The organism is Nocardia sp. NPDC058497, from assembly GCF_042720195.1.
Lineage (GTDB): Bacteria > Actinomycetota > Actinomycetes > Mycobacteriales > Mycobacteriaceae > Nocardia.
This window is the reverse complement of the sequence record NZ_JBHXMY010000016.1, coordinates 1-26,626: the sequence shown is the minus strand read 5'-3', so window position 1 is coordinate 26,626 and position 26,626 is coordinate 1. Positions and strand designations below refer to the sequence as shown.

Below are 26,626 nucleotides of genomic sequence, written 5' to 3'. Positions count from 1 at the left end.
GAGTGGGGTTGTTTTTTTTCTATAACACACCCAAAAACACGCCCCCCCGCGCCCGCTAACACCGCCGGGACGAATTCCTAGTTACGATCTGCCTGCTTTTTCCCTAGGCGCCGTTCAAGTCCGAGTACGACCGTGAGGTCGCGGCTGACCTCCACCATCTCCACCGGTGCGTCGGTCGGCACCCTCGTCGGCGGTCTCGCGGGCGGTGCGGTGGGTTGCGTCCTGGGCGGAATCGTCGGCGCGACCGTCGCCTCGGCCACCATCATCGGCCTGTTCGGCCCATTCCTGCCCGCCGCCGCGGTCGGTTGCATCGGTGGCATCCTGGCCATCGGCGCGCTCGGCACCCTGGCCGGTCAGATCTTCATCACCGCCCCCGTGGCGATCGGCGCGGCGATCCAGTACTTCACCACCATCGACGCACCCTTCACCGCACCGGCCAAGTAGCCGGGCAACGCGCCAGCGCCCCATCCGGTCCGCCGGGTGGGGCGCTTCGCGCTCCCAGGGCAGTGGTGTTGACCTGGGGAAATGGTTTGCCGCGCGGCACATTCCGCCGGTTCGGGTTGGATGGGTTCTGGTTCGGTGTTAACTTGATTGTTATGTCCGGCAACCATCTCCCCGCCAAGCGGGTCACCTATGTGACCGCCGCGCTGGGTCTGCGGTTGCCGTTGACGCGTGAACTTTGTCGTTCCTGATGCCGCAGCTGGGCCGTCGCCGGCTCGCGAGCTGCCACGCCACACGTGTCGGCAATTCCGTTGGGACAACGGGATTTCAGCAAGGAACTTCCTATGTCTACTCCCATCATCGATCGCCCCGTCGCCCGGGCGGGCGCCGGTCGTCCCCGGGTTTCGCGCCCCGTCGTCGCCCCTGAGCTGCGCCGCAGCGACAACCCCGCCGCCGCCGTGCTGCGGACCGCCGCCTCCGGGCCGGTATCCCGCGACAATGCCGCGCGGGCAACCGGTTTGAGCATCGCCACCGTGAATCGGCAAGTGGCATCGCTGCTTTCGGCCGGACTGCTGCGGGAGCGTCCCGATCTGACCGCCGCGGGCGCGGTCGGGCGGCCCCGGGTGCCGTTCGAGATCGACCACGAGGCGTATCTGACGCTGGGTATCCATGTCGGCGCCGCCGCGACCAAGATCGTCGCGGCAGACCTGCGCGGACGTATTCTCGGTGGTCTCGCCATCGCGACGCCGCAGACCGGACAGGAGTTCGCGGTCACCACCGTCGCCCGCAGCGCCAAGGCGTTCCTGCAGCGCTGGCATCGGCGCACACCGCTGTGGGCCGGCGTCGCCATCGGTGGGCGCGTCGATCCGCACACCGGGGTGGTCGACCATCCCAAGCTGGACTGGCAGGGCGCGCCGATCGGGCAGGTCCTCGGCGATGTGCTGGAACTGCCGGTGTCGGTGGCGCCGCACGTCGAGGCGATGGCCGCTTCGGAACTGCTGCTGCCGACCTTCGACGCGCGCAGGCCCGAACCCGACACCGAACTGCCCGCCACCCAGCACGGCAGCAGCCTGTACTTCTACGTCCGCGAGACCGCGGGCATCGCCGTCACCCTCGACGGCCGGGTGCACACCCCGAACAACGGCCCCGGTTCCATCGCGCACCTGCCCACCGGCTCCGATGTGCAGTGCACCTGCGGTCGACGTGGCTGCTTGGAAGTGACCGTCGGCGACCGGGCCCTGCAGGCCCGTGCGGTCGGCCGCGGAATCATCCCGGCGCACAACGGAACCGCGGGCACCACCATCGCCGACCTCTACCGCGCCGCGGAATCCGGGTCCGATGGCGCGCGCGAGCTGCTGGCGGAGCGGGCGACGATGCTCGGCCAGACCGTCGCCCTGGTCCGCGACATGCTCAACCCCGACCGGGTCGTCCTCGGCGGCCAGGCCTTCACCGGCTACCGCCCCGCGCTGCCGCACGTGGCGAGGGCGTTCACGCAGAGCACCCAGCTGCCACCCACCGACATCCGGATCAGCGGATTCGGCGGCAAGGTACAGGAATTCGCCGCGGTGGTCACCTCGCTCAGCGCGCTGTACGCGGACCCGCTGGCGGCCATCCGCAGGATCTGAGGCCCGGTACCGGCCTTGACCGAGCCCGAGCGGGGCCCGGACGTGGGTCGGTTGTGCGATTCGTCCGTCGATCGGAGGTAAGAAGCCGTCGCCGGGTGACACTAAAGGTGCATGATCGCTCATCCGATGCCACGGACCGAGCCCGCCCGTGGGCTCGGGCTGTCGGCAGACGTCCGGGATTGGCGCAAACGGTGGCTTGTGGTGTCGGGCTTCCCGGCGCGGCTGGCCGAGGCCGTCGTCGCCGATCCCGGGTTCGATTTGCATGCGTTGTTGCAGCTCGTCGACCAGGGCTGCGCACCCGAGCTGGCGGTGCGCATTCTGGCGCCGATGCCGGAGCGGGAGGCGTTACGGTGAGTACTGTGAACCCCGCGACCTCCGGCGTGGCGCACCCACAGGCCGACGAGCAGTGGTTGGCCGATCTGGCCGACCGAGGTCCTGCCGGTCAGCACGCGGTGGAGCGGTTGCGCGAGGTTGTTCTCCGAGCCACCCGGCATCAGGTATGGCGGCTGCGTGGACTCCTGCCCGGCGTGGGAGCGGGCGATCTGGAGGACTTGGCGCAGCAATGCGCCAACGACGCGGTCGTCGCCGTACTCCGCCAGCTCCCGACGTTCCAGGGGCGAAGTCGCTTCACCACGTGGGCCTACAAATTCGGGGTGCATCACGCGGGCGTGGCGATGCGCAGGCAAGCATGGCGGCACCGCGAGATCCTGCTCCCGGACGCGTGGACCTCGCTCGCCGACCGGTCACCGACCCCGGACGCCGTGGTGGACGCCGCCGAGCTCGCCCGCGCGATCGAGGGTGCGATCGCGCGGGACCTGACCCCGCATCAGCGGCACATCCTGCTGGCGCTGGTGGTGGAGCAGGTGCCGATCGACGTGCTGGCCGATCGTTTGGGCAGCACCCGCAACGCCCTCTACAAGACACTGCACGATGCCCGACGGAAGCTGCGCGCCTCCCTGATCGACAGCGGGCAGCTCGACGCAGGCCCCGAGCGGAGCATCTCATGACCGAACCGAACCTGGCGTTGACCGCCGAGATGATCGCCGGCCTGCTGGCCGACACCAGCCCGTACCTGTCCTGCGATGACTGCTTCGCGCGGATCGACGAGTACGTCGAGCGCTCCGCTGCCGACCCGCGCTACGAGGACTCGGCCATGCGGATCCACCTGGCCGGGTGCGGTGCGTGCGCCGAAGAGGCGCAAGCCCTCCGCGAACTGATCGATCAGAGGTAAGAACCGCGCCGCGGCGGTCACTAACAGTGTGACCCGGTTCGGGTCGGCAATCAGTTCCCGCATCGGCCTTCGAGGAGCAACAGATGACTGTGCACACCGATCCACACCAGCACGCGCCGTCCACCACCGACCCCGGCTACCAAGCGTTCTGGGCTTTGCGGCTCGGCTTCGGCGTCCTGCCCATTCTGTTCGGGCTCGACAAGTTCGCCAACATCCTCACCGAGGATTGGACTCGCTACCTTGCCGGGGCCGTCGACGACCTCGTGCCGGGTGATGCGGCGACCGCGATGAACATGGTCGGCATCATCGAAATCATCGCCGGCATCGCGGTGCTCGTGTACCCGCGCCTTGGTGCGCCGCTCGTCGCCGCTTGGCTCGGCGGCATCATCATCAATCTGCTGATCGTCGGCGGCCACGGCGACATCGCCCTGCGCGACTTCGGCCTGATGGCCGCGGCGCTGGTCCTGACCCGCCTGGCCTGGGCCTACCCGAACGGCCTGCCTACCCGGAAACCCTGAAATCTCCGCTTTGCGCGGCGACCCCCGGAGCTTGCTACCGGGGGTTGAACGCGCCTTCCAATGCCGTGATGAAGAAGGGGAACTGGCCGGCGAAACGGTGCAGGTTGCGGTCGCGGTCGTAGCCGGCGAACCAGTACAGGCCGGGCTGGGAGTCGGCTGACGGGTCCATGTCGCGGAAGGCGCGAATCCAGTTGTCAGCCCGGCCGCTGATCACCGTGTACGGCAGGGCGCGGGAGAAGACCGTTTCCTGATCGATCGGCGGGATCTGCTCGCGGGCAACGGAATCCATGCCGCGCTGCATGGCCCGTACCAGCCCGGCGACGGTGTCGCCGAGGGTGGTCCTGGTCGGCAGGTAGTTGGGCAGCAGGACCGCCGCGACACCGGCCAGGGCGATGGCGACGCCGACCAGCGCGTGCCCGGAGGTCAGCGCGAGGGCGACCGTGGCGATCACGCCGAGCGCGATCAGGGCGACGCCGATCCAGCGGGGGAGCGCGCGCTGCTTCGGGTCGGCGAAGGCGCCGGTGGCGACCGCGTCGGCGCGCATAGCGGCGCGGACCGGTTCGAGCTGCATGCGGCCGGGTGCGCGGAGTTCGCGGACGGCGACGGTGTCGGTGCCATCGGGCAGCAGCATGTCGTAGACGACGCGCTCGTAGTCGCGCAGCTGGTCGTCGGGTGCGTTGACGCGGCTGATCCGCCAGTCGTCCTCGCCGCGCGCGTTCACCGGCGTGATCCACAGGTAGCGCCGGACGGCGAGATCGACGACGGTCGCGGCGATGTCGACCGGGTCGACGTGCTCGTCGAGCAACAGCCCCGCCTCGCCGGGCAGCACACCGTCGGGTGAGGTGAAGTCGACCCGGCCGCCCTGCTGGACAAGGGGTTCGAACGCGTCGCTGCCCGCGATCGCCGCGGCGGCCCGCTTCCTGGCCAGCAGCACGTAGGCGATCATGCCCGCCAGGGCGAGCAGCAGCGCGCCGAACGCGGCGAACACGGGCGCGGTGAAGGCGAAGAACCCGGTCGAATCGCCGCCGCGCACATCGGCATTGGCCGGCACGGTGCCGGGCGGCAGCTGCAGAGTGAGATCGATCGCGTCGCCCTTACGCAGATCGCGCTGGCTCAGGTACAGCACGCCGTCGGGTTCGGTGTGTACATCGGCGCACGGCTTGGCATTGCCCGCCGGTCCGAGTTTGCAGTCGACGATGCCCATTTGATAGCTGGGGCTGATCACCGAGACGTCGAGCGCGGCGATATCGGCGTTGAGCACGCCGAGCCAGTGGAACACCTGGGTGCCCGGTGCGTCGGAGACGGTGTTGTGCAGCGAGTAGGTGAACTTGGATTCACCAGGCTTCGCTTCGACGACGAACTGATCGTCGACCGTGGTCGCGGTGCCCGCGCCGCTCGCGGTGACGTCGGTGACCTTGAAAACGCGTTCGACGTCGTCACCGACCTTGAGGCGCAAGGGAAGTGACATCGTGAAATTGCCGTCGGCGGGCACACCGACCGTCTCGGTGACCTCGAGCACACCGGCTTCGGTCAGCGTGAGGTCGGCGGTGATGGTGACGCCGTTCGGCGCGGGCTCCGTGTGGGCAACCGGCGCGGCCGCGAGCACACCCGCCGCAGCGAGCAGCAGCGCGCCTGCGGCGCCCCCCCGAAAAGTCAGCATGGCTGCTTACTCTAGACAGCTTGCTATCCTGCGTCAGCGGCTGTCGGCGACGAACTAGACGAGGGGGTACGGGGGACGTGACCCAACCACCGTACGGTTATGGCCCGGTCGGCCCAGGTGGACGACCTGTTCCACCGCCCCCTGGCTATGGCCAACCGCCGGGATATCGACCGCAGCCCGGATACGGGCCGCCCGGTTATCAACAGCCACAGGGTTATCCACAGGGTTATGCACCACGGCAGGGCTACGGTCCGCCGTCGGGCTACCGTCCGCCGCCGATGCCCTACGGCCCGCCCGGCCGCCCGACTCCGCCGCCGCGTAAACGCCGCGGCGGCCTGACCTCGCTGTTTCTCGTGATCGTCTTCCTGGTGGTCGGCGGCCTGGTGAAGTTCGCCGTCAATACCGGAATCGACGTGGGGATCGGCGCCATCGGCCCGAAGCCGAGCACCACCTACGACCCGCAGCCCGGCACCGCACCGGCGGCGACCAGCGACAATCCACTGCTCACCGACGGCGACGGCACCCTGGTTCCGGCGTCCTGCGACTACGCGCCGTGGAGCACCCAGGTCGACAAGGCGCGCGCGTTCTTCGAATCCGCCGCGCGCTGCCTGGAATCGGCGTGGAAACCGCTGCTGGCCGAGAACAATCTGCCGTTCGAGTCGCCGACGCTGAGCGTCACCGCGACCACCGCGGGTATCACCACCCCCTGCACCGGTTCGACGAGCAATTTCGCCGCCTTCTACTGCGCCGCGAACAAGACCATCTACATGCCGATCAGCCAGCTGCAGACCGACCAGTTCCGCGACAACTGGGTCGTGTACCTGTCGGTGTTCGCGCACGAGTACGGCCACCACGTGCAGGCCCAGTCGGGCATCCTGCGCAAGGCCAACAGCGAACGCGTCGACGCGGGCGCCCGCTCACCCAAGGGCCTCGAGCTCTCGCGCCGAGTCGAGTTGCAGGCCAACTGCTTCGACGGCATGTTCATCGCCTCGTCGAAGGGCGGCGGCTCGCTGTCGTCCACGCAGGTCACCGTCGCCACCAAGGATTCCTACGGCCGCGGTGACGGACCCGGTGACATGCGTGATCACGGCACCTCCGCGCACGGTGGTCAGTGGTTCGAGGCGGGTCTCCTTCGCAACCTCACCGCCCAGTGCAACACCTTCACGGCCAACGCAAGCGAAGTAAGTTAGAGCCTGTTTCGAAGTTCGCCGACACTGCGGCAGCTATGCGCTGAGCGTTCACTAACCTCTCAGATGGACCCGATCTCGACCGATCGGTGGGAAAGTGAACGTTCAGCGCGGTGGCCGCCGGAATTGTGGGCGGTGATCGACTCGCGGGGCGACGAGTGCTCAAGCAGCTCCACTGCTTCGAGACAGGCCCTGGCGAACAGTGGTTGATCAGTGGCCGCCGTAGTGGCCCTCGCCGAATCGGCGCGGGGAACTGCCGTGCACGCCTTCCGCATACGCGGTCTCGGCGTGCAACGCGAAGTCGATGCCCGCGGTTTCGTCTTCCTTGCTGACGCGGAAGCCGATGACCTTGTCGATGCCCTTGCCGATCACGAACGACACCGCGAACGCGTACGCCGCGACCACCAGTACCGCGACGAGCTGCTTGCCGAGCTGGGCGAAACCGCCGCCGTAGAGCAGGCCGTTCACGCCGCCGGTCATCACCTCGGTGGCGAGCAGGCCGATCAGGATCGTGCCGACGACGCCGCCGACGAAGTGCACGCCGACCACGTCGAGCGAATCGTCATAGCCCGCCTTGTGTTTCCAGCCGACCGCGAACGAACACACGATGCCAGCGGCCAGGCCGACGATCACCGAACCGAGGGTGTTGATCACGCCGCAGGACGGGGTGATCGCGACCAGACCGGCGACCACGCCCGAGGCCGCGCCGAAGGTGGTTGGCCTGCCGTCGCGGATCTGTTCGACGATCAGCCAGCCGAGCATGCCGAGGCTGCCCGCGACGAGAGTATTGAGAAAGACCGCGGCCGCGGTGCCGGTGGCGCCGAGCGCCGAACCGGCGTTGAAGCCGAACCAGCCGAACCACAGCAGACCGGCGCCGAGCAGCACGAACGGCAGGTTGTGCGGGCGCATCGCGTCGATGTTGAAGCCGATGCGCGGGCCGAGCACCAGGGCAAGGGCTAGGGCCGAAGCGCCGGAGGCGATCTCCACCACCAGGCCGCCCGCGTAGTCGAGCGCGCCGAAATCGAGCAGCCAGCCGTCGGGTCCCCACACCCAGTGCGCGATCGGCGCGTACACCGCCAGCGTCCACAGCGGGACGAAGACCATCCAGCCCGCGAACTTGGCCCGGTCGGCGATCGCGCCGGAGACCAGGGCGGCGGTGAGGATCGCGAAGGTCAGCTGGAAGGTGACGAACAGCAGCTCCGGGATCGAGCCGCGCACGGAGTCGGGATTGATCCCGGCCAGGCCCGCGTGCTCGAGATTGCCGATGAGGCCGCCGCCCGCATCGTCACCGAAGGCCAGGCTGTACCCGGCGACCAGCCACACGACGGTGACCAGCGGGATCGCGATGAAGCTCATCATCAGCATGTTCAGCACGCCGGTCGAGCGCACCATCCCGCCGTAGAAGACGGCCAGCGCCGGCGTCATCAACAGCACCATGGCGGTAGCCGCGAGTAGCCAGGCGGTGGCCGCGGGATCGATCGTTGCGGGCACGGTAACTCCTTCCACGCGTGATTGCGTTGCAGGGAAATTACCGAATACTCACCGCGTGTGCTGGTGTCGGCCGGGTTCTAGCCTCGGTTTTCCTTCGCCAGTGCCCTGGTGCCGCGCTTGCCGGGAACGGGCAGGTCATCGCCGTCGGCGAGCCATTCGGCGGTGATCAGCCAGCGCCGCTGGGCGTGCGCGTCGGCCACGTCGAAGAAGACCCGCCTGCCGCGGTCGTCGCGCGCATCACGGGCGAGTGCGGCCCAGCTCGGCGGCCTGCCCCGCTCGGCGGTGTGCTCGACGACGAAGCCCGCGACCAGCTTCCCGATCATGTTGACCGGTTTCTGCGACACCCGGTTGCCGTACTTGGTGGTGTGCCAGCGACGAGCCGGGCACAGCGAACCAGGGTTCGCGTTCGAGGCGATCCAGCCGGCGCGCTGCGCCCGCTCGATCAGCCACAGATGCTTGACCGCCGAGGGCGCGATCTCGCCCACCCGCTCGGCGATGAGCTCGGTGATCTCGGCGTCGGCGAGGATGTCGCGCCTGGTCGGGCCGATATCGTGCGCGGACCAGTGCGCGGCGGCGAGTCTGGCCAGGATGCGGCCGAACTCGTCGATGCTGCGCTGCGCGCGCCTGCCGAGGCGTTCGATCCGCTCGGCCTCGCGGCGCATCTCGTTCTGCGCGGTGAGGGTGCGGATCGCCGCCATCGTCGGCACCTGCCCGCGTTCGAGCAGTTGCAGGATGGCCGCGGCGGTCGCCGGGTCCGCCGCGGCGGCGACGGGCAGCGAATCGCGCTTTATGTCGAAGTCCTGGGGGCTGATCGCCCTGCTCAGCAGGCCGACAGCGGCATGGTCGCCTGCGAAGTCGGTGTGGGCGAGCCAGGCGGTTGCGATGTCATCACACGACAGCACGGTGAAACGTTCCTCCGGTCGGCGGTGGGGGAGCGATACGGTGCGTGAAGGTTGTGCCCCGGCCGGGATGAGGGACCGGCCGGGGCCACCAACCTGATGAAGGTTTGGCCACCGAAGTTGCCGAGATCCACGGTAGCCAGCGGCTTGCGCTGCTGTCACGACCATTGATTGTTTCGTTACATCCAGAAAGTGCCGCTCAATCGGGGAGTGAGTACGCATTCCAGCCACAACCAGGATCGACCGCCGATCCGCGCCGGAGTTGCCGCGTGGCGGGCAGTCGATAGCTCGGCCGTTGCGCCAGGCCGACCGGGTTTGCCCGCCTTGTCCCAACCTGTACTTGAACTGTGATTCATGTCACAGTTTCGCGGCGAGCTCTGGGAGTCGTGGCGACGCGTCGGCCGCTCATCCGCCTGTCGGTGGGCGGCGGTAGCCTGTGGGCCGTGGCTCTGTACCGGAAGTATCGACCGGCGACGTTCGCTGAGGTAGTGGGTCAGGAGCATGTCACCGACCCGCTGAGTACGGCGCTGGATACCGGACGGATCAGCCATGCGTATCTGTTCTCCGGTCCGCGCGGCTGCGGTAAGACCTCCTCCGCGCGTATCCTCGCGCGCTCGCTGAACTGTGTCGACGGCCCGACCTCGACGCCGTGCGGGGTCTGCGCCTCCTGTGTGGCGCTCGGCCCCGGTGGTGCGGGCAATCTCGACGTCATCGAGCTCGACGCGGCCAGTCACGGTGGTGTCGACGACACCCGTGAGCTGCGCGATCGCGCGTTCTACGCACCCGCCGAGTCGCGCTATCGGGTGTTCATCGTCGACGAGGCGCACATGGTCACCACGGCCGGCTTCAACGCGCTGCTCAAGATCGTCGAGGAGCCGCCCGCCCACCTGATCTTCATCTTCGCCACGACCGAGCCGGACAAGGTGCTGCCGACCATTCGTTCGCGCACCCACCACTATCCGTTCCGGCTGCTGCCGCCCGCCACCATGCGCGGCCTGCTCGGCAAGATCTGCGAGCAGGAGCACGTGCCGGTGGAGGAGGCGGTGTATCCGCTGGTCATCCGGGCCGGCGGTGGTTCGCCGCGCGACAGCCTGAGCGTGCTCGACCAGCTGCTGGCCGGTGCCGGACCCGACGGCGTCACCTACCCGCGCGCGGTCTCGCTCCTTGGCGTCACCGATGTCGCGCTGATCGACGACGCGATCGACGCGCTGGCCGCCGACGACGGCGCCGCGCTGTTCCGCACGATCGACAGCGTCATGGAAGCGGGCCACGACCCACGCCGCTTCGCCGTCGACCTGCTCGAGCGCCTGCGCGACCTGATCCTGCTGCGCGCGGTCCCCGACGCCGCCGAGCGCGGCCTGGTCTCCGGCCCCGGCGACGTCCTGGAACGCATGCGCGACCAGGCCGAATGCCTCGGCCCCGCCACCCTCACCCGCTACGCCGAACTCCTGCACGAGGGCCTCGGCGAAATGCGCGGCGCCACCGCACCTCGCCTGCTGCTCGAAGTCATCTGCGCCCGCATGCTGCTGCCGTCGGTCTCCGACACCGAATCCGCGACGCTGCAGCGCCTGGAACGCCTGGAGCGGGGATTCGCAGGCGGCGCCATCCCTGCCGCGCCCGGGCGCCCCGGCCCCGCCGCAGGTGAACCGCCCGCCGAACGCGCCTCCGCACCGGGTCAGAGCCCCGCCGCCGGTGGCGAGAACCGCCGTCGCGGTGCGGAACTCCTCGCGGCGGCCAAGGCCGAAAAGGCGGCGGCCGCAGGCGGATCGGAGTCCGCCGAGCCGGCTCGTGAACGCCCCGCGGCTGCCGCAGCCGAGCCTGCTGTGCAGGCCCCGACCACGCCCGCGCAGCCAGTGCGCGGGGCTGCCGGACCGTCTGTCGACGGCGCGGCACCGGAAAGCTCTGTCTCTCAGGCATCTTCGGCGACAGAAGAGGGAGTCGGTCCTGCGGGGGACGCGGTGTCGTCTGCTGGGCGGCCGATCGATGTCCAGGAGCAGTTCGCCGACGGTGCCGCTGCGGCCGGCCCGGATGCCGAGCCGGTGTCAAGCGACCCGGCCGTGCCCGCGTCACGCGTTGCCGATTCGGGAACCCAGCCATCTGGCGAAACGTACGCCCGTGGCTCGGAAGCACCAGCACCGCAAGTCGATTCGCCCCTTCAGGCTCCGTCTACGTCCATTGGCGGGCAGGCGCCCGCCGCCGCCCAGGCGCCCGCGGCTCCTCAGGAAACTGCAGGCCTGCAGGCCGTTGGAGCCCCGCAGGCGACGGCCGCCTCGGAAGCCCCTGCCGCTCCGCAGGCGGCACCGCAGGCACCTGCCGCCCCGGCCGAAGATCTCGTCGCGCTTGTCGACGGTGCCTGGGCGGAGATCAAGGGGAAGGTGCGGGAGTTCGGGCCTACCTTGCAGGCGCTGTTGTCGGGGGCGGCGGTGTCGCGGGCCGAGGGGGACGTGATCGTGTTCGCGCATCAGAGTCCGCCGTTGGCGCAGCGGTTGTCCGATCCGCGCAATATCGACGCGGTGCGGTCGGCGGTGCGGGCGGTGCTCGGGCGCGAGCTGGATGTGCGCTGGGAGACGGGGGCGCCTGCGCCGCGTCCGGCGGCGAAGGTGGTGAGCGCGCCGGCGCGGGGTGAGGGCAAGCCGGCCGGGCGGCCGAAGTTCTCGCGACCGAGTCAGGCCAACGGGAATCAGGCGGGTGCGTCGGGGCAGGCCAAGCCGATGTCCGACGACGACATCCCGCCGCCCGACTTCCCCGACCTACCCGACGACCCTGGTCCGGAGGATGGGTACGGGTCGGATTCGGGCCGGTCCGGTGGTGATTCCGGGCGCGGTGGCAGGCCGGGTGACGCGGTGCTGGCGCCGCCGACGCCGGAAGAGGAGCAGGAGATGCTGGCCGCCGCGGCGGAGCCGGTAGCGCCCGGTGATCGGCAGGACCCGGACGAGGTCGCTCTGGCGTTGCTGCGCAACGAGCTCGGAGCGAAGAGTCTGGATGGTTGACAGCCACCGGCCGGACCACGTTAAGTTAACCGGAGTTCGCACACCACGGTAGTATGAACGGGTGGCCGGAAACGCCGGATGAGCATAGTTCTATGCTCCGCTGGTGCTTGCCGGGATTTGTACGGCGTCAGGACGGATGGTCGTGGCGTTCGTGCGGCCACCGCACCCCAAGGAAGGAAACACTCCGATATGACCACAGAGGCCTACATCTACGAGGCCATCCGCACTCCGCGCGGCCGCGGCAAGAAGAACGGCTCGCTGCACTCGGTCAAGCCGATCGATCTGACTGTTGGTCTGATCCAGGAGCTGCGTGGCCGCTTCCCCAACCTCGACGAGGACCAGATCTCGGACCTCATCCTCGGCGTCGTCACCCCCGTCGGTGACCAGGGCATGGACATCGCCCGTGTCGCCGTCACCACCGCGGGTCTGCCCGACACCGTCGGCGGTTTCCAGCTCAACCGCTTCTGTGCTTCCGGCCTCGAGGCCGTGAACCTGGCTGCGCAGAAGGTTCGCTCCGGCTTCGACGACCTGGTGATCGCCGGTGGCGTCGAGTCGATGTCGCGCGTGCCGATGGGCTCCGACGGCGGCGCCTGGGCGCTCGACCCGGCCACCAACTACGACGGCTACTTCGTGCCGCAGGGCATCTCGGCCGACCTGATCGCCACCATCGAGGGCTTCTCCCGCGATGACGTCGACGCCTACGCCGTGCGCTCGCAGGAGCTGGCCGCCGCGGCGACCACCGGCGGTTACTTCGCCAAGTCGATCGTTCCGGTCAAGGACCAGAACGGCCTCGTCGTGCTCGACAACGACGAGCACATGCGTCCCGGCACCACCGCCGCCGACCTGGGCAAGCTGAACCCCTCCTTCGCCGGCATCGGTGAGATGGGTGGCTTCGACGCCGTCGCGCTGCAGAAGTACACCTACATCGAGAAGATCAACCACGTCCACCACGGTGGCAACAGCTCGGGCATCGTCGACGGCGCGGCCCTGGTGCTGATCGGCTCCGAGGAGGCGGGCAAGAACTCGGGTCTGACCCCGAAGGCGCGCATCGTCTCGACCGCCACCTCCGGCGCGGACTCGACCATCATGCTGACCGGTCCCACCCCGGCCGCGAAGAAGGCCCTGGACCGGGCCGGCCTGACGATCGAGGACATGGACCTCGTCGAGATCAACGAGGCGTTCGCCTCCGTGGTGCTGAAGTTCCAGAAGGACCTCAACGTCCCGGACGAGAAGCTGAACGTCAACGGCGGCGCGATCGCGATGGGCCACCCGCTGGGTGCCACCGGCGCGATGATCACCGGCACCGTGGTCGACGAGCTGGAGCGCCGCAACGCGCGCTACGGCCTGGTCACCCTGTGCATCGGCGGCGGCATGGGTGTCGCCACCATCATCGAGCGCGTCTGATCCCCGGCCGAAACTTCTCATAGGAGAGAACGAAAAACTATGACTGACAACATCATCGGCTGGGAGAAGGACGCCGACGGCGTGGTCGTCCTGACGATCGACGACCCCAGCCAGGGCGCCAACACCATGAACGACGCCTACCTCGACTCGATGGCCGCGACCGTCGACCGTCTGGAGGCCGAGAAGGACGACATCACCGGTGTCGTGCTCACCTCCGGCAAGAAGACCTTCTTCGCCGGCGGCGACCTGAAGAACATGATGCAGGTCGGCCCGGACAACGCGGCCGAGGTCATGGACATGGTCACCCGCGTGAAGGCCCCGCTGCGCCGCCTGGAGCAGCTCGGCAAGCCGGTCGTGGCCGCCATCAACGGAGCCGCCCTCGGCGGTGGCCTGGAGATTGCGCTGGCGACCCACTACCGCGTCGCGGCCGACGTCAAGGGTTCGGCCATCGGCCTGCCCGAGGTCTCCCTGGGCCTGCTGCCCGGTGGCGGCGGCGTGGTCCGCACCGTGCGCATGCTCGGCCTGCAGAACGCGCTGATGCAGGTGCTGCTGCAGGGCCAGCGTCACCGCGTCACCAAGGCCAAGGAAATCGGCCTGATCGACGAGGTCGTTTCCTCCGTCGAGGAGCTGCTGCCCGCCGCCAAGGCGTGGATCGCGGCCAACCCCGAGGCTGCGCAGCCGTGGGACAAGAAGGGCTACCGGATCCCCGGCGGCACCCCGTCCACCCCGGCCTTCGCGGCGAACCTGCCCGCGTTCCCGGCCAACCTGCGCAAGCAGATCAAGGGCACCAACATGCCCGCCCCGCGCGCCATCATGGCCGCGGCGGTCGAGGGCGCGCAGGTCGACATCGACAACGCGCTGACCATCGAGGGCCGTTACTTCACGAGCCTGCTGACCGGCCCGGTCGCGAAGAACATGATCCAGGCGTTCTTCTTCGACCTGAACCACATCAACGGTGGCGGCTCGCGTCCGTCCGTCGCGGATGTGCCCAAGCGTGAGATCAAGAAGATCGGTGTCATCGGCGCCGGCATGATGGGCGCGGGCATCGCCTACGTCTCGGCCAAGGCCGGCTACGAGGTCGTCCTCAAGGACGTCAAGCTCGAGTCCGCCGTCAAGGGCAAGGGCTACGCGGAGGCCATCGAGGCCAAGGCGCTCTCGCGTGGCAAGACCACCCAGGAGAAGTCCGACGCGCTGCTGGCTCGCATCACCCCGACCGCGGACGCCGCCGACTTCAAGGGCGTCGACTTCGTGATCGAGGCCGTGTTCGAGAACCCCGAGCTCAAGAACAAGGTCTTCCAGGAGATCGAGGACATCGTCGACGCCGATGCCCTGCTCGGCTCGAACACCTCGACCCTGCCGATCACCCTGCTCTCGGAGGGCGTCAAGCGCTCCGAGGACTTCATCGGTATCCACTTCTTCTCCCCCGTGGACAAGATGCCGCTGGTGGAGATCATCAAGGGCAAGAACACCTCCGACGAGGCGCTGGCCCGGGTGTACGACTACACCCTCGCCATCAAGAAGACCCCGATCGTCGTCAACGACAGCCGTGGCTTCTTCACCTCGCGCGTGATCGGTACCTTCATCAACGAGGCCATCTCGATGGTCGCCGAGGGTGTCGACCCGGCCACCATCGAGCAGGCGGGCCTGCAGGCCGGCTACCCGGCCGCGCCGCTGAAGCTGTCGGACGAGCTCAACTTCACCACCATGCAGAAGATCTACAAGGAGACCTCCGAGGCCATCCTTGCTGCCGGTGGCGAGCTCAACGCCGCGTCCGCGCAGACCGCGAAGGTCATCGACACGATGGTCAACGACCAGGGCCGCTCCGGCAAGCTGGGCGGCGCGGGCTTCTACGACTACGTCGACGGCAAGGCCACCGGCCTGTGGGACGAGCTGCGCTCGATCTACAACTCGCAGCGTGAGCTCCCGGAGGGTGTCACCTTCCAGGACCTCAAGGACCGCATGATGTTCGCCGAGGCCATCGAGACCCAGAAGTGCTTCGACGAAGGCGTGCTCACCAGCACCGCCGACGCGAACATCGGCTCGATCTTCGGCATCGGCTTCCCGGCCTGGTCGGGCGGCTCGCACCAGTTCATCGTCGGCTACCCCGGCGGCCAGGAGGCCTTCGTGGCCCGCGCCGACGAGCTGGCCAAGAAGTTCGGCCCGCGCTTCGAGGTCCCGGCCTCCCTGCGCAAGTAAGTCACTGACAGCGCATTCAGTGCGCTGAGCTGTGCAGACAGCCCCGTTTCGCTCCGGCGAGACGGGGCTGTAGTCATGTCTCATGGTGCATCGGACGAATCCGTGCCATACTCGTGGCATCAATTCTGAAAAAATTCAGAAGTCTGACCTGGATGGGCTGTTGAGGTAGGCGACATGATCACCGAGGTGCAGTGGAGCGAGCTACAGCGGGACCCGAAGCAGGTCGCGCGGCTCGCGGACGAGGGCGACGTCCGAGTCCGCCGCCGTGATGGCGCGGCGCTCCTGCTCACGCGCGAGGACCGGACGCAGGGGCAGGCCGAGGGAGCGATCGCCGCTGCCCGCGCGCTGCGCAATGTCCTGATGCATCTGCCGACCGATATCGCGGCGGCGGCATTGCTTGACGAATTCCCCTGGGTGGACCAGTTGCCCGAGTCGGAGCAGACGCTGTTCGTCAAGGAGTTCGCGCGATCGTTTCAGGCGTCCGCCGAACTGGGCGAGTGGTCGTTGGTCCATCGGACCGTACGCGAGTGGCGCAATACCGCCCACATCTACTCGGATCCACAGCTTGTCGAACAGCTGACAGCGCCGATCGACACCGATTTCGGCCCGGTGCCGGAACCGGAGGTGGATTAGGTGTCGCCGAAACGGGGGGACCGAGTGGCGCCTCCTGGCAGGCCGGGAATGTGGGAGGCGCGCTTCGCTACCACGGCCGCAGCCAAGGGCTGGGAAGATTTGTGCCGCTCGGCACGCGCCAGCACCTGGGAGACATGGATCGTGCTGACCGAGCGGCCGACCAGGCCGGAGAATCCATCGCGACAGGCCAAGCTCAGGGGTGTGCTGTCGACCCACGTCATCGGTGGGACGGTCCTCGACCAGTGGCAGTACGAGGTCACCGGTGGCGGGAGGGTCTGGTATTGCCCGGACAACGAAACGCGCATCGTGTGGATAGTGGTGGCCGGTCCGGCACATCCGAAGGCAACCGACTGACAGTTTGGCCACGTGTATTCGAATGCTGTTCACCTGGGGGCACTCTGGGGTGACCGCACCCCGGCGCAGCGCACCGAGATGATCGCTCCCGGTGCGGTGAACGGCGGGGAACCGATGCCGCCACAGCATCGAATCTCCACCCGATAGATGCCGGATCGCGCTAGCTTGGATATGTACGGATTGTTCGGGGGTCCGTATGCCGACTGACACGCCGGTGACGCCGATTCGTATCGAGGGGTGGTCACATGGAACCGGAGCCGACCCGTATACAGCGCGGGCCGTCCGAGTCGTCACCGGTGGAGGCGAAGACCCAGCGGGCCATGGTGCCTGGTGAGTTGGATGAGGCTGTTGTCGCCGAACTGGCTGCCATGGGGCTCACGGGGGCCAAGGAGATCGGGCGCGGCGGGTTCGGTGTGGTGTACCGGTGTTTGCAGCCAGCGTTGGACCGGGTTGTGGCGGTGAAGGTGCTGTCCTCGGAGATCGATCAGGAGAGCCGGGAGCGGTTCCTTCGCGAGGAACAGGCGATGGGGAGGCTGTCCGGGCATCCGAACATCGTCGACATCCTGCAGGTCGACGTGACCGCTACCGGGCTGCCGCTGATCGTCATGCCGTATTGCTCGCGCGGTTCGCTCGAGCGGCTCATCCACGATCACGGGCCGTTGACCTGGTCCGATACCCTGCGCGCCGGGGTGAAGCTGGCGGCTGCGATCGAGTCGGCGCACCGGGCCGGGATCCTGCACCGCGATGTGAAACCGGCGAACGTGCTGATCAGCGGGTACGGCGAACCGCAGCTCACCGATTTCGGTATCGCCCGCATCCCGGGCGGCTTCCAGACCTCGAGCAGCATGATCACCGGCTCGCCCGCGTTCACCGCGCCCGAGGTGCTCCAAGGCCATGAACCGACCGTGCGGTCCGATATCTACGGGCTCGGCGCGACACTGTTCGCCCTGCTGACCGGCCACGCCGCCTTCGAGCGGCAGGCGGGGGAGAAGGTGGTCGCGCAGTTCCTGCGGATCACCACCCAGCCGGTGCCGGATCTGCGCGACATGGACATCCCCGCCGACGTGGCCGCGGTGATCGAACAGGCCATGTCACCCGACCCGGCCGACCGTCCCGTCTCGGCCTACGAATTCGGCGAGATGCTGCGCGAGGTGCAGCGCGCGCACGGCCAGATGCCCGACGAGATGGCCCTGCTCGACGCCATCGAGGACGACACCGGCGCGAACCCCCCGGAATCGCTACAGGCCGTCACCGCCCACCGCAGCTGGCCGCTGACCCTGCAGCCGGCCGGTGCCTCGGTGCCGCTGCGCGGCCCCAGCACCGGTACTTTCCCGCCGACCGCGGCGACGAAGTTCCGTCCGCCGACTCCAGCCCGTGAGCCCTTCCCCCGGCAGCGGCTGCTCGACGTGTTGCGCGCCGGTGGCAGTCGCAGGCTCGCCCTGGTCCACGCGCCCGCCGGGTTCGGTAAGAGCACCGTCGCCGCCCAGTGGCGGGCCGACCTGGTCGCCCGCGACATCCCGGTGGCCTGGCTCGGCATAGACCAGGACGACGACAGCGAGATCTGGTTCCTCGCCCATCTGATCAAAGCCATCCGCCGGGTCCGCCCCGATGTGGGAGCGGGCCTGGAGCAGGTGCTCGAGGAGCGACCCGCCGACGCGGCCGCGTTCGTGATCGCGACGCTGATCGATGAGATCCACGCCAGCGACCGCAGCGTGGTGGTCGTGGTGGACGACTGGCATCGGGTGAGCGACCCCGGCGCGCGCCGCGCGATGGGGACGCTGCTCGACAACGGTTGTCACCACGTGCGTTTCGTGGTGACCAGTCGTGACCAGTCCGGTCTGCCGATCAGCAGGCTGCGGGTGCGCGACGAACTGGTGGAGCTGGGCGGGGCGGAACTGCGGCTCACCGAAGCCGAGACCCGGCAGATCCTGGTGGAGCGCAACGGTTTCGCGCTCACCGACAAGCAGGTCGAGCAAATCCACGCGGCCACCGAGGGCTGGCCCGCCGCGATCCAGCTGGTGAGCTTGACCCTGCGGGGCAAAGCCGATCCGGTCCAGCTGCTCGCTCAGCTCGCCGAGGGCGGGCACGGGATGCGGGAGTACCTGGCCGAGAACGTACTCGACAGCATGGATCCGGAGCTGCTCGAGTTCCTGATGGCGATCTCGGTGGTCGAGCGGGTGAACGGCTCGCTGGCCGCGCTGCTCGCCGACGTCCCGGATGGCGTGACGATGCTCGAACAAGCCGAACAGCGTGAGTTGTTCGTGCACCGGATCGAGCATGACCCGGAGTGGTACCGGATGCAGCCGCTGTTCGCCGAGTACCTGCGCACCCGGCTCGATCGGGTGCACCCAGGACGGGTGAAGATGCTGCACCGCAAGGCGGCTCGCTGGTATGCCGAGCATCAGCTGCTGCGCAAGTCGGTCGATCACGCGCTGGCCGCGACCGACCTCAAGCTCGCCGCCGACCTGCTCGAGAGCGGCGGCATGGACCTGATCGACCGCTCCCGGATGGCGACTCTGCTCGGCAGCGTGTCCAAACTGCCGGTGCAACAGGTGACGTCACGGTCGAAGCTGCTGATGGCCGTCGCCAGGGCGAATATGAATCTCCAGCAGACCGGCACGGCACGCTCGGCGCTCGGCAGACTGTCGAGTCTGCTCGCCCGTGGCGGCGGCGAGCCGGAATTGGCCGAACAACGCTGTGCGGCAGCGGTACTCGACGCCGCCGACCGGGTGGCGCACGACGACACCCCAGAGGTGGCCGACCGCCTGGCGGCCTGTCTGGCCGAACCGGATGAGCTGCCCGCCTGGGTCGTCTCGACCGCCGCCAACCTGATGTCGTTCGTCCGGCTCTGCGATTTCGACTTCGCCGGTGTGACGCAGATGCAGGATTGGGCGGCGGACTATCACGTGCGGTCCAAAGACCCGCTCGGCCCGGTGTTCGGGCTCTGCGCCCGTGGTGACGCGGCCTACGAACAGCTCGACATCGCCACCGCCACCGAGTGTTTCGAGCTGGCCTACGAGACGGCACGGGTGCGGGCAGGCCCGCACTCGGACGCCGCGCGCGTCGCCGCGGCGCTGCTCGGCGAAGTGGCCTACCGCCGTGGCGATCTGGCGCTGGCGGACCGGCTGCTCGACGAGAGCCACGAACTGGTGACCAGGGTCGGCCCGGTCGACTTCCTGGTCGCGACCTTCGTCATCGGGGCGCGGGTGAAGGCCGCGCTCGGCGACCAGCACACGGCGGCGGCGCGCCTGGACGAGGGCACGCGGGTGGCCGCGGAGAACGGACTGGCCCGGCTCGACGCGCAGGTGCGGGCCGAGCGGTCCCGGCTCGGCCTGCCCACCGGCGAGGGCGCCGACCGGTTCGCCGCCGGGCTGTCCGGCAACGGCAAGCGGCGCAAGTCCGGCGCCGCCGTGCTCATCGCGGAGGCCCGCCAGATCGCCGAGATCAGGGCGATGCTGGCCGAACAGCGCCTGCGGTCCGACGACCGGGCCGCCCGGCACGCCAGGGTGCTCTACGCGCGGCTGCTCGACCAGTCCCGGCCGCGAGCGGAATTGGACGCGACGCTGCTGCTGGCGGAGTGCCTGGCGACGGCGGGCTGGGTCGGCGAGGCCACCGGGCTGGTGCTGCCGGTGCTGGGCACCTGCGCCGACCTCGGCTGGACCCGGCCGCTGCTCGACGCTGGCCCCGGCGTTGTCGGGGTGCTGCACGTGCTGCGCACGCAAGCCCATGACGGGCAGCAGCATCCGGTGCTCGCCGGGGTGCCGAGACACTTCCTCGACGAGCTACTCGTCTGAGTTCGGGTGCGCGATGACGCGCAACCCCGGCGGCCAGGAGCCTTCTGCTCAGGCATGCGAGGGTCGGTTGCGCATGCCTGAGCCGGCTCAGACTACGGCTGCCACCAGGGGCGCAGCGGCACGGTCCAGGCGCCGTCGGAACCCAGCTTCACCCCGAGCACGTGATGTAGCTGCACCACATTGCGCTGGAACCCGAGCCTGCACCCGGCCATGTACAGGCCCCACACCTTCGCGGTGCCCTCGCCGACCTCGGCGACGCAGGCGTCCCAGTTCTCGACCAGGTTCTTGCACCATTCGTGCAGGGTCAGCGCGTAGTGCTCGCGCAGGTTCTCCTCGTGCAGAACTTCCAGGCCGATGTTCTGGATGTCGGAGATGATGCGGCCCGAGCCGATCAGCTCGCCGTCCGGGAAGACGTAGCGGTCGATGAAATCGCCCGCCTTGGTGGTGCGGTTGTTGTCCGGCCGGGTGATGCAGTGGTTGAGGAACAGGCCACCGTCGCGCAGCTTGTCCTTGATGTAGCCGAAGTAGAACGGGTAGTTGTGCACACCGATGTGCTCGGTGAGTCCGATGGAGGACACCGCGTCGAATTCGCCCTCGGGGATGTCGCGGTAGTCGCTGTGCCTGACCTCGGCCAGCTCGCTCAGGCCCTCCTCGGCGATCTTCTGCTGCGCCCAGGCGGCCTGCTCGGCCGAGAGCGTCGCACCGATCACCTTGACCCCGCGCCGGGCCGCGTAGCGGACCATGCCGCCCCAGCCGCAGCCGATGTCGAGCAGCCGGTCGCCTGCGGACAGCCGTAGCTTCTCGAAGATCAGCCGGTACTTGTTCTCCTGGGCCTGCTCGAGTGTCCAGTCCGGCTCGCCGTAGACCGCACAGGTGTAGGTCATCGACGGGCCGAGGACGTACTCGTAGAACTTGTTCGAGACGTCGTAGTGGTGGTGGATGGCCTCGGCGTCGCGAGTCTTGGAGTGGCGCAGGCCTTCCAGTGCGATCCGGCGCCAGCGGGGCAGCGTCTCCTGCGGCGGCGGCGCGATCGGCTTGAGCCGTTCCCAGCCCAGCGAGCGCGCGATGGTGACCAGCGACAGCGCCGACGGGCGATGGAACTTCATCGCCTGCATGGCCTTCAAGATCTCGTACGGGTCGCCGGGATGCACGCCGTCGGTGACCATGTCGCCCGCGACGTAGGCGCGTGCCATGCCCAGGTCGCCGGGCGCCGAGGCCAGGTAGTTGATGCCGCGTGGCGTCTTGATCTCGAGGGCGTAGGGCGAGGTCTCCGGCCCCGTCGCGCTGCCGTCGTAGGCCTTCAAGCGGATCGGGATCTCACCGTCGATGAGTGTCTCGAACACTTCGGCAATGCTGAGCCGGGTTCCCAGCTCGGCGAATACCTCGGATCGGTCCTTGAATGTCGTCACTTGCGTTGCACCGCCTTCGAATACAGATTCAGCAGTCGTTGGTCCGGGTCGTAACGGTTCTTCAGTGCGGTATACGTCTCGCCGCCGTACAGCTCGGCGAATTCGTCCTCGGCGTAGTAGGAATCCGAGTACAGCGACTTGTGCCCGTCGAATTCGGACACGATCTTCTCGATCGCGCGGTTGGCCGCCCCGTCCGGTTGACCCGGCTTGCTCGGGACGGCCGACCAGAATCCGACATTGACGTAGGTGCGCCGTGGTTCGAGGGGGTACAGCGGCCACGGACGGTCACCCGCCGTGTCCTCCGCGTTCTCCCGCAACCGCAACGGGCACAACCAGATCGGCTCGATCGGTATTTCCTTCAGGAACCACTCGACGAAGTCGGCGGTGCGGTGCACCGGCACCTCGATGTCCTGGACCACCCGTTCCTGCGGCGGGTTGCCCTTGCGGGCCTCCCGGCGGTCGCCGATGTGGTACTTGCGGTCGAGGGCGACGAGTTTCCAGTAGAAACTGCTGCGGCGCAACGACTTCGGCCAGAAGCGGCGGATCTTGGGGTTCTGGGTGCCGAAGGCGCGCGAGCACCAGAACCAGTCGGTGTCCCAGCGCCACAGGTAGTCCTGGATGGTCAGCCGGTCCGGCTTCACCCCGTTGGGGTGCTGGATGGACCGGTAGTAGATGTCCATGCCGGTGTAGTCGCTGACCGGGCCCGGCTCATCGGTCTGCCTGCCCAGGGTCAGGTAGCTCTCGGTCGCGGTGAACACGACGCCCTCGAGGTAGTCGACCCGCTCGCCGTCGTAGCTGCGCTCGGTGACGATGCGCTCGAGCTCGGCTTCCAGCTCGCGCAGATCGTGGAAGCGCACGTGGCGCAGCGCGACATAGGGCTTGACGGGTTCGAGCTCGATCTTCAGCCGGACCGTGTACCCCAGGGTGCCGTAGGAGTTGGGGAAGCCCTTGAACAGGTCGGCACGGTCGCCGTCCGGCTTCACCGTGATGATCTCGCCGGAACCGGTCAGCACGTCCATCTCCAGCACGGATTCGTGCGGCAGACCGTTGCGGAACGAGGTCGACTCGATGCCGAGACCGGTGACCGCGCCGCCCAGGGTGATGGTCTTGAGCTGCGGAACCACCAGCGGCGCCAGCCCGTAGGGGAGCGTCGCCGCGACCAGGTCCTCGTAGGTGGTCATACCTGCGACGTCCGCGGTTCTGGACTCCGGGTCGACGGCGATCACCCGCCCGAGACCCGACACGTCGAGGCCGGGCGCGGTGGTCGCCGCCCTGGCCCGGAACAAGTTCGACGTCTTCTTCGCCAAGCGGACGACGGCGCCGGGTGGAATGGCGCGATAGCTTGCCAGCAGTCGCTCCACACCCGCTCGGTGCGCGGCATATCCAGACTCGCGTGCGGCCGGTTCGTGGCCGGCCCTACCCAAAAGACTCACTGCCACGGGCTCGACGCTAGTACGACCGTGTCCGTCCGGCTACCAGATAACGGCACGCCACGACGAAATGTCACGCACATGTTTCCCTCTCACCCAACCTGGTCGGGCGATCCGTTGGGGCGCAGTGCAGGATGTAACCAGGTCGAGACATCGCACCCCCGACAAGGAGTCAACAGTGGGCCAGGTCAGCGCCAGCAGTTCGATTGTCGTCGCCGCGGATCCGCAGCGCACGCTCGAAGCGATCGGTGACTACGAGACGATCCGTCCGCGCATCCTCTCCTCGCACTACCGCGACTACAAGGTCGTCGAGGGCGGTAGGGGCGCGGGCACCGTGGTGGAGTGGACATTGCAGGCCACCGAGAAGCGTTCGCGCAACGTGCGCGCGAACGTCACCGTGTCGGACTCGATCCTCACCGAGCGCGACGCCAACTCCTCGATGGTCAACACCTGGACCGTCACCCCGGACGGTGCGGGCTCGCAGGTCACCCTCCGCACCACCTGGCAGGGCGCAGGCGGTGTGTCGGGCATCTTCGAGGGCATCTTCGCCCCCCTCGGGCTGAAGAAGATCCAGGCCGAGGTGCTCGCGAACCTGGCGCGCGAGCTCGCCTGAGCGTCACTCCTTGCCGATGTCGAAGAGGTTTCCTTCGGGGTCGGCGAGGGTGACCCACTGCTGGCCGTACTCGTCGAAGTCGCCGATGTGCTTGGCGCCCAGGCTGATCGCGCGCTCGACGTAGTCGCGCCACTGGACGGAGTGGAAGTCCAGGTGCACGACGTTCTTGCCCGGCGTCTTGTCGGGCACCTGGATGAACATCAGCACCGGCGAGGCGCCGGAGGTCTGGCCGACGGTGGCGAAGAACGCCGAGGCCTCCGGGTCGACGGGCCGGTCGAGCAGCTGGGCGTAGAACTCGGCCAGCTCGTCGGCCGAGTTCTGGCAGTCGAACGTGACATTGCCAAGGGCGAGGGTCATCGGGATTCTCCTTCGGTGATCGGCCAGCACACTTCGGTGCGGTAGTCGGCCGGGTTATCGGTGAGGTCAGGTCCGACGAGATAGCGCTCGCGGACCGGCTCGTCGGGAAGTACGGTGTCGTGCTCGGCGACATGGCTGCCCAGCGCGCCGTAGGTGCGGTCGAAGTCCTCGAACGCGCCCGTGTGCACGGCGACGGCGAAACGGCGGGCCGGGAATTCGGTGATCGCCAGCCCGTCGGGCGGGGTGAGCTCGGTGCCCGGCGGCAGCGGTACGTACGCGGTGACCGCGCCGGTGTCCTCGGCGAAGAACTCCGTCGAATAGGTCGCGCCCGCAACGCCTCCCGGTGTCACACCCGCACCGAGCAGGCTCACATACAGCTGCTCGAAAGCGATGCCGCACCACTGCGCGATCGCACCGCGTTCGACCCGCTCGGTGCGGGTGAGCGCGGTGAACGCGGGCTCGACCCGATAGTCGACGCGCAGCGGCGGCGCCGGCACGGTGAGCAGCGCGCGCAGCGACGCGACGACCTCGCGGGTCCGCTGCAATTCGGCTTCCATCCTGGTCAGATGCGCGCGCAGGGTCGCGTCGCGGTCGGCCGGGTCGGCCGCGGCGAGCACGGTGCGGATCTGCGGCAGCGGCATATCCAGGTCGCGGAGTCGGCGGATCAGGTGCGCCGTCTCCACCTGGTCGGTGGAGTAACGGCGGTACCCGGTGCCCGCGTCCACCGCGACCGGCTCCAGCAGCTCGATCTCGTGGTAGTAGCGCAGCGTCTTGACGCTCAGATGGGTGAGGCGGGCGAACTCGCCGATCGCCACGGTGGCTGTCATGAGAATCAGCCAACACCCTCCAGTGAGGGGAGGGTCAAGAACGACTCACGCGGGCGCGAGTATGAACGCGGTGATCAGCGGCCACTCGCCCTCGCGCCACCACGAATAGCCGAACCAGACGCCCGGGCTGATCTCGCGGATCTCGTCGTAGACCTGCGGAGTCGGTGACGGGGCGTAGTTCAGGGCCCAGGCGGGACGGCCGTCGAGGATGGACGGCGTCCGGTAGACGTCGGCGGGGAACGCCTCGGTGCCGACGACCCGGTTGGTCAGGGTGCCGCCGTCGGGGCCGGTGCGGAACACCTTGCCGATCCACAGGGCGGGCGCCACCGCCACCAGCTGCGGCGGGCGTGTCACCCAGCCGTCGGTGACACCCTGCGGCACGGCGCCCGCCTGCGCGTCGCGGTAGATCTGGTCCTGCTGGGTGACACTGCAGCGATTGCGCAGCGAATCGAGGGTCGCGGCGGAATTGCCGGGGTCGACAACGCAGCCGTTCCCGTAGTCGGTGAGCTCCGCGGCAGGCTCGGCCGATGCGGTGACCGGTGCTAGAACGAGCAGGCCAACGGCTGACGCCGACGCGCTGATCAGGGACGCGCGGATGACACTCATCTGTTCTCCCTAGAATTGCTGAGCCTAGATCCGACCCCCATCGATCCTAGGCGCGAGGCTCATACCCGGATCTGTTGCGGGCAGGCAGCAATCAAGCTGTTACCAGGTAGGTCACGGATAACGGCGCGGTCGGTATGCGCCACCGCGGTGGCGGGTGTGGGAGTATCCCGGCGGCGCGTGAGGACTACGCTTGACGCGGACGAAACTTCTGGAGAGGACGTGCTGTGCAACCCGGTGATGGTCAGTTCGATATGCAAGCCCTGCTCGCGCAAGCCCAGCAGATGCAGCAGGCGGTGATGCAGGCTCAGGCCGAGCTCGCCGAGTCCGTGGTGGAGGGGCAGGCCGGTGGTGGTCTGGTCCAGGCGACCATCAAGGTCAGCGGCGAGGTCACCGCGCTGACGATCGACCCGAAGATCGTCGATCCCACCGATGTCGACGGCCTGCAGGATCTCGTGATCGGCGCGATCAACGACGCCATGATCAACGCGCAGCAGCTGGCCGCCGAACGGCTCGGCCCGCTCTCGCAGGGCCTCGGCGGCGGTTCGATGCCCGGTCTGCCTGATTTCTGATGTATGAGGGGCCGGTTCAGGATCTGATCGACGAGCTGGGCAAGCTGCCCGGCGTCGGTCCGAAGAGCGCACAGCGCATCGCTTTTCACCTGCTGCAGGTGGAACCGCCGGAGATCGACCGGTTGCAGGCCGCGTTGCAGAAGGTGCGCGACGGCGTGCAGTTCTGCGTCTCGTGCGGCACCGTGGCCGACGGTGAGCTGTGCCGGATCTGTGCCGACCCGCGCCGCGACCGCACGATGATCTGTGTGGTCGAGGAACCCAAGGATGTGCAGGCGAGGGGGGGGGGGCGCCCCGCGCGGGGGCGCGGCCGCCGGCGAGGGGCGGGGGCGCTGGGCGGGCGACTCGGCGGCGGGGGGGCGCGGGGGGTGTCTGGGGCTGGGGGGGGGGCGCGG

Annotated in this window: 22 protein-coding genes and 2 pseudogenes; 16 read left to right on the top strand and 8 right to left on the bottom strand. The window is 68.5% G+C overall.

Going from position 1 to position 26,626, the window contains the following annotated elements; genetic code table 11:
* Nucleotides 1–107: 107 nt before the first annotated feature.
* From ACFWPJ_RS02475 to ACFWPJ_RS02450, 6 genes and pseudogenes are all read left to right on the top strand, one after another.
* Nucleotides 108–444: pseudogene (locus ACFWPJ_RS02475) on the top strand (hypothetical protein); the annotation flags it as partial.
* A gap of 341 nt (nt 445–785) precedes the next feature.
* A complete protein-coding gene (locus ACFWPJ_RS02470; protein ID WP_378846123.1) occupies nt 786–2,066 on the top strand; it encodes an ROK family protein in 1,281 nt (426 codons plus the stop codon).
* Between the two features lie 111 nt (nt 2,067–2,177).
* Nucleotides 2,178–2,420 (top strand): hypothetical protein, encoded by a 243-nt coding sequence (locus tag ACFWPJ_RS02465; RefSeq protein WP_378846121.1) that lies wholly within the window; start codon nt 2,178–2,180, stop codon nt 2,418–2,420.
* A complete protein-coding gene (locus tag ACFWPJ_RS02460) occupies nt 2,417–3,073 on the top strand; it encodes an RNA polymerase sigma factor (RefSeq protein ID WP_378846120.1) in 657 nt (218 codons plus the stop codon). The genes ACFWPJ_RS02465 and ACFWPJ_RS02460 overlap by 4 nt, the downstream gene beginning before the upstream one ends.
* A complete protein-coding gene (locus tag ACFWPJ_RS02455; protein WP_378846118.1) occupies nt 3,070–3,297 on the top strand; it encodes a hypothetical protein in 228 nt (75 codons plus the stop codon). The genes ACFWPJ_RS02460 and ACFWPJ_RS02455 overlap by 4 nt, the downstream gene beginning before the upstream one ends.
* Before the next feature lie 83 nt (nt 3,298–3,380).
* Complete coding sequence (locus ACFWPJ_RS02450; protein ID WP_378846115.1) at nt 3,381–3,815, top strand: hypothetical protein; 435 nt, start codon at nt 3,381–3,383, stop codon at nt 3,813–3,815.
* Between the two features lie 34 nt (nt 3,816–3,849).
* On the opposite strand, the gene ACFWPJ_RS02445 is transcribed toward ACFWPJ_RS02450, so the two are convergent.
* On the bottom strand, nt 3,850–5,475 hold the full coding sequence (locus ACFWPJ_RS02445) for a DUF2207 family protein (protein ID WP_378846113.1): 1,626 nt from the start codon (nt 5,473–5,475) through the stop codon (nt 3,850–3,852).
* Nucleotides 5,476–5,753: 278 nt separating this feature from the next.
* Here ACFWPJ_RS02445 and ACFWPJ_RS02440 point away from each other — a divergent pair, with 278 nt between their 5' ends.
* Entirely contained in the window at nt 5,754–6,665 is a 912-nt protein-coding gene (locus tag ACFWPJ_RS02440) for a neutral zinc metallopeptidase (RefSeq protein ID WP_378846111.1), read from the top strand.
* Nucleotides 6,666–6,872: 207 nt separating this feature from the next.
* On the opposite strand, the gene ACFWPJ_RS02435 is transcribed toward ACFWPJ_RS02440, so the two are convergent.
* Nucleotides 6,873–8,153 (bottom strand): ammonium transporter, encoded by a 1,281-nt coding sequence (locus ACFWPJ_RS02435; protein ID WP_378846108.1) that lies wholly within the window; start codon nt 8,151–8,153, stop codon nt 6,873–6,875.
* 77 nt (nt 8,154–8,230) lie between these two features.
* Nucleotides 8,231–9,055 (bottom strand): hypothetical protein, encoded by an 825-nt coding sequence (locus tag ACFWPJ_RS02430; protein WP_378846107.1) that lies wholly within the window; start codon nt 9,053–9,055, stop codon nt 8,231–8,233.
* Nucleotides 9,056–9,495: 440 nt separating this feature from the next.
* On the opposite strand from ACFWPJ_RS02430, the gene ACFWPJ_RS02425 reads away from it, so the two are divergent.
* From ACFWPJ_RS02425 to ACFWPJ_RS02400, 6 genes are all read left to right on the top strand, one after another.
* Entirely contained in the window at nt 9,496–12,042 is a 2,547-nt protein-coding gene (locus ACFWPJ_RS02425) for a DNA polymerase III subunit gamma and tau (protein ID WP_378846105.1), read from the top strand.
* A gap of 189 nt (nt 12,043–12,231) precedes the next feature.
* Nucleotides 12,232–13,446 (top strand): acetyl-CoA C-acetyltransferase, encoded by a 1,215-nt coding sequence (locus tag ACFWPJ_RS02420; protein WP_378846103.1) that lies wholly within the window; start codon nt 12,232–12,234, stop codon nt 13,444–13,446.
* Nucleotides 13,447–13,485: 39 nt separating this feature from the next.
* A complete protein-coding gene (locus ACFWPJ_RS02415; RefSeq protein WP_378846101.1) occupies nt 13,486–15,642 on the top strand; it encodes a 3-hydroxyacyl-CoA dehydrogenase NAD-binding domain-containing protein in 2,157 nt (718 codons plus the stop codon).
* A gap of 174 nt (nt 15,643–15,816) precedes the next feature.
* Nucleotides 15,817–16,275, top strand: a complete 459-nt coding sequence (locus ACFWPJ_RS02410) for a hypothetical protein (RefSeq protein ID WP_378846098.1) — start codon at nt 15,817–15,819, stop codon at nt 16,273–16,275.
* Between the two features lie 48 nt (nt 16,276–16,323).
* A complete protein-coding gene (locus ACFWPJ_RS02405; protein WP_378846096.1) occupies nt 16,324–16,629 on the top strand; it encodes a hypothetical protein in 306 nt (101 codons plus the stop codon).
* 245 nt (nt 16,630–16,874) lie between these two features.
* A complete protein-coding gene (locus ACFWPJ_RS02400; protein ID WP_378846094.1) occupies nt 16,875–20,423 on the top strand; it encodes a protein kinase in 3,549 nt (1,182 codons plus the stop codon).
* A gap of 92 nt (nt 20,424–20,515) precedes the next feature.
* On the opposite strand, the gene ACFWPJ_RS02395 is transcribed toward ACFWPJ_RS02400, so the two are convergent.
* Together ACFWPJ_RS02395 and ACFWPJ_RS02390 are read right to left on the bottom strand one after the other, a co-directional pair.
* A complete protein-coding gene (locus tag ACFWPJ_RS02395; RefSeq protein ID WP_378846091.1) occupies nt 20,516–21,832 on the bottom strand; it encodes a class I SAM-dependent methyltransferase in 1,317 nt (438 codons plus the stop codon).
* The gene (locus tag ACFWPJ_RS02390) at nt 21,829–23,265 is read right to left on the bottom strand and encodes an FAD-binding oxidoreductase (protein ID WP_378846125.1); all 1,437 of its coding nucleotides are present in this window, start codon (nt 23,263–23,265) and stop codon (nt 21,829–21,831) included. The genes ACFWPJ_RS02395 and ACFWPJ_RS02390 overlap by 4 nt, the downstream gene beginning before the upstream one ends.
* Nucleotides 23,266–23,440: 175 nt before the next feature.
* Here ACFWPJ_RS02390 and ACFWPJ_RS02385 point away from each other — a divergent pair, with 175 nt between their 5' ends.
* Complete coding sequence (locus ACFWPJ_RS02385; protein ID WP_378846089.1) at nt 23,441–23,875, top strand: SRPBCC family protein; 435 nt, start codon at nt 23,441–23,443, stop codon at nt 23,873–23,875.
* 3 nt (nt 23,876–23,878) lie between these two features.
* Here the strand turns inward: ACFWPJ_RS02385 and ACFWPJ_RS02380 are convergent, their stop codons facing one another.
* From ACFWPJ_RS02380 to ACFWPJ_RS02370, 3 genes are read right to left on the bottom strand one after another with little or no spacing between them, the layout of a single operon-like run.
* Nucleotides 23,879–24,232: a VOC family protein gene (locus ACFWPJ_RS02380; RefSeq protein ID WP_378846087.1), complete on the bottom strand. Its 354-nt coding sequence runs from the start codon at nt 24,230–24,232 to the stop codon at nt 23,879–23,881.
* On the bottom strand, nt 24,229–25,059 hold the full coding sequence (locus tag ACFWPJ_RS02375) for a MerR family transcriptional regulator (protein WP_378846084.1): 831 nt from the start codon (nt 25,057–25,059) through the stop codon (nt 24,229–24,231). Before ACFWPJ_RS02375 ends, ACFWPJ_RS02380 begins: the two co-directional genes overlap by 4 nt.
* 45 nt (nt 25,060–25,104) lie before the next feature.
* Complete coding sequence (locus ACFWPJ_RS02370) at nt 25,105–25,665, bottom strand: hypothetical protein (RefSeq protein ID WP_378846083.1); 561 nt, start codon at nt 25,663–25,665, stop codon at nt 25,105–25,107.
* A 224-nt stretch (nt 25,666–25,889) separates the two neighbouring features.
* Here ACFWPJ_RS02370 and ACFWPJ_RS02365 point away from each other — a divergent pair, with 224 nt between their 5' ends.
* Together ACFWPJ_RS02365 and ACFWPJ_RS02360 are read left to right on the top strand one after the other, a co-directional pair.
* Nucleotides 25,890–26,234, top strand: coding sequence for a YbaB/EbfC family nucleoid-associated protein (locus ACFWPJ_RS02365; RefSeq protein ID WP_378846081.1), 345 nt, complete (start codon nt 25,890–25,892; stop codon nt 26,232–26,234).
* Nucleotides 26,234–26,626, top strand: a pseudogene (locus ACFWPJ_RS02360) (hypothetical protein); the annotation flags it as partial. The gene ACFWPJ_RS02365 and the pseudogene ACFWPJ_RS02360, both read left to right, overlap by 1 nt.

Bases quoted from the DNA above. Each gene is read 5' to 3' on its own strand.
- ACFWPJ_RS02400 (WP_378846094.1), top strand. From the start codon at position 16,875: ATGGAACCGGAGCCGACCCGTATACAGCGCGGGCCGTCCGAGTCGTCA.
- ACFWPJ_RS02405 (WP_378846096.1), top strand. From the start codon at position 16,324: ATGTGGGAGGCGCGCTTCGCTACCACGGCCGCAGCCAAGGGCTGGGAA.
- ACFWPJ_RS02465 (WP_378846121.1), top strand. From the start codon at position 2,178: ATGATCGCTCATCCGATGCCACGGACCGAGCCCGCCCGTGGGCTCGGG.
- ACFWPJ_RS02445 (WP_378846113.1), bottom strand. From the start codon at position 5,475: ATGCTGACTTTTCGGGGGGGCGCCGCAGGCGCGCTGCTGCTCGCTGCG.
- ACFWPJ_RS02420 (WP_378846103.1), top strand. From the start codon at position 12,232: ATGACCACAGAGGCCTACATCTACGAGGCCATCCGCACTCCGCGCGGC.
- ACFWPJ_RS02450 (WP_378846115.1), top strand. From the start codon at position 3,381: ATGACTGTGCACACCGATCCACACCAGCACGCGCCGTCCACCACCGAC.
- ACFWPJ_RS02470 (WP_378846123.1), top strand. From the start codon at position 786: ATGTCTACTCCCATCATCGATCGCCCCGTCGCCCGGGCGGGCGCCGGT.
- ACFWPJ_RS02380 (WP_378846087.1), bottom strand. From the start codon at position 24,232: ATGACCCTCGCCCTTGGCAATGTCACGTTCGACTGCCAGAACTCGGCC.
- ACFWPJ_RS02375 (WP_378846084.1), bottom strand. From the start codon at position 25,059: ATGACAGCCACCGTGGCGATCGGCGAGTTCGCCCGCCTCACCCATCTG.
- ACFWPJ_RS02370 (WP_378846083.1), bottom strand. From the start codon at position 25,665: ATGAGTGTCATCCGCGCGTCCCTGATCAGCGCGTCGGCGTCAGCCGTT.
- ACFWPJ_RS02455 (WP_378846118.1), top strand. From the start codon at position 3,070: ATGACCGAACCGAACCTGGCGTTGACCGCCGAGATGATCGCCGGCCTG.
- ACFWPJ_RS02415 (WP_378846101.1), top strand. From the start codon at position 13,486: ATGACTGACAACATCATCGGCTGGGAGAAGGACGCCGACGGCGTGGTC.
- ACFWPJ_RS02410 (WP_378846098.1), top strand. From the start codon at position 15,817: ATGATCACCGAGGTGCAGTGGAGCGAGCTACAGCGGGACCCGAAGCAG.
- ACFWPJ_RS02440 (WP_378846111.1), top strand. From the start codon at position 5,754: ATGCCCTACGGCCCGCCCGGCCGCCCGACTCCGCCGCCGCGTAAACGC.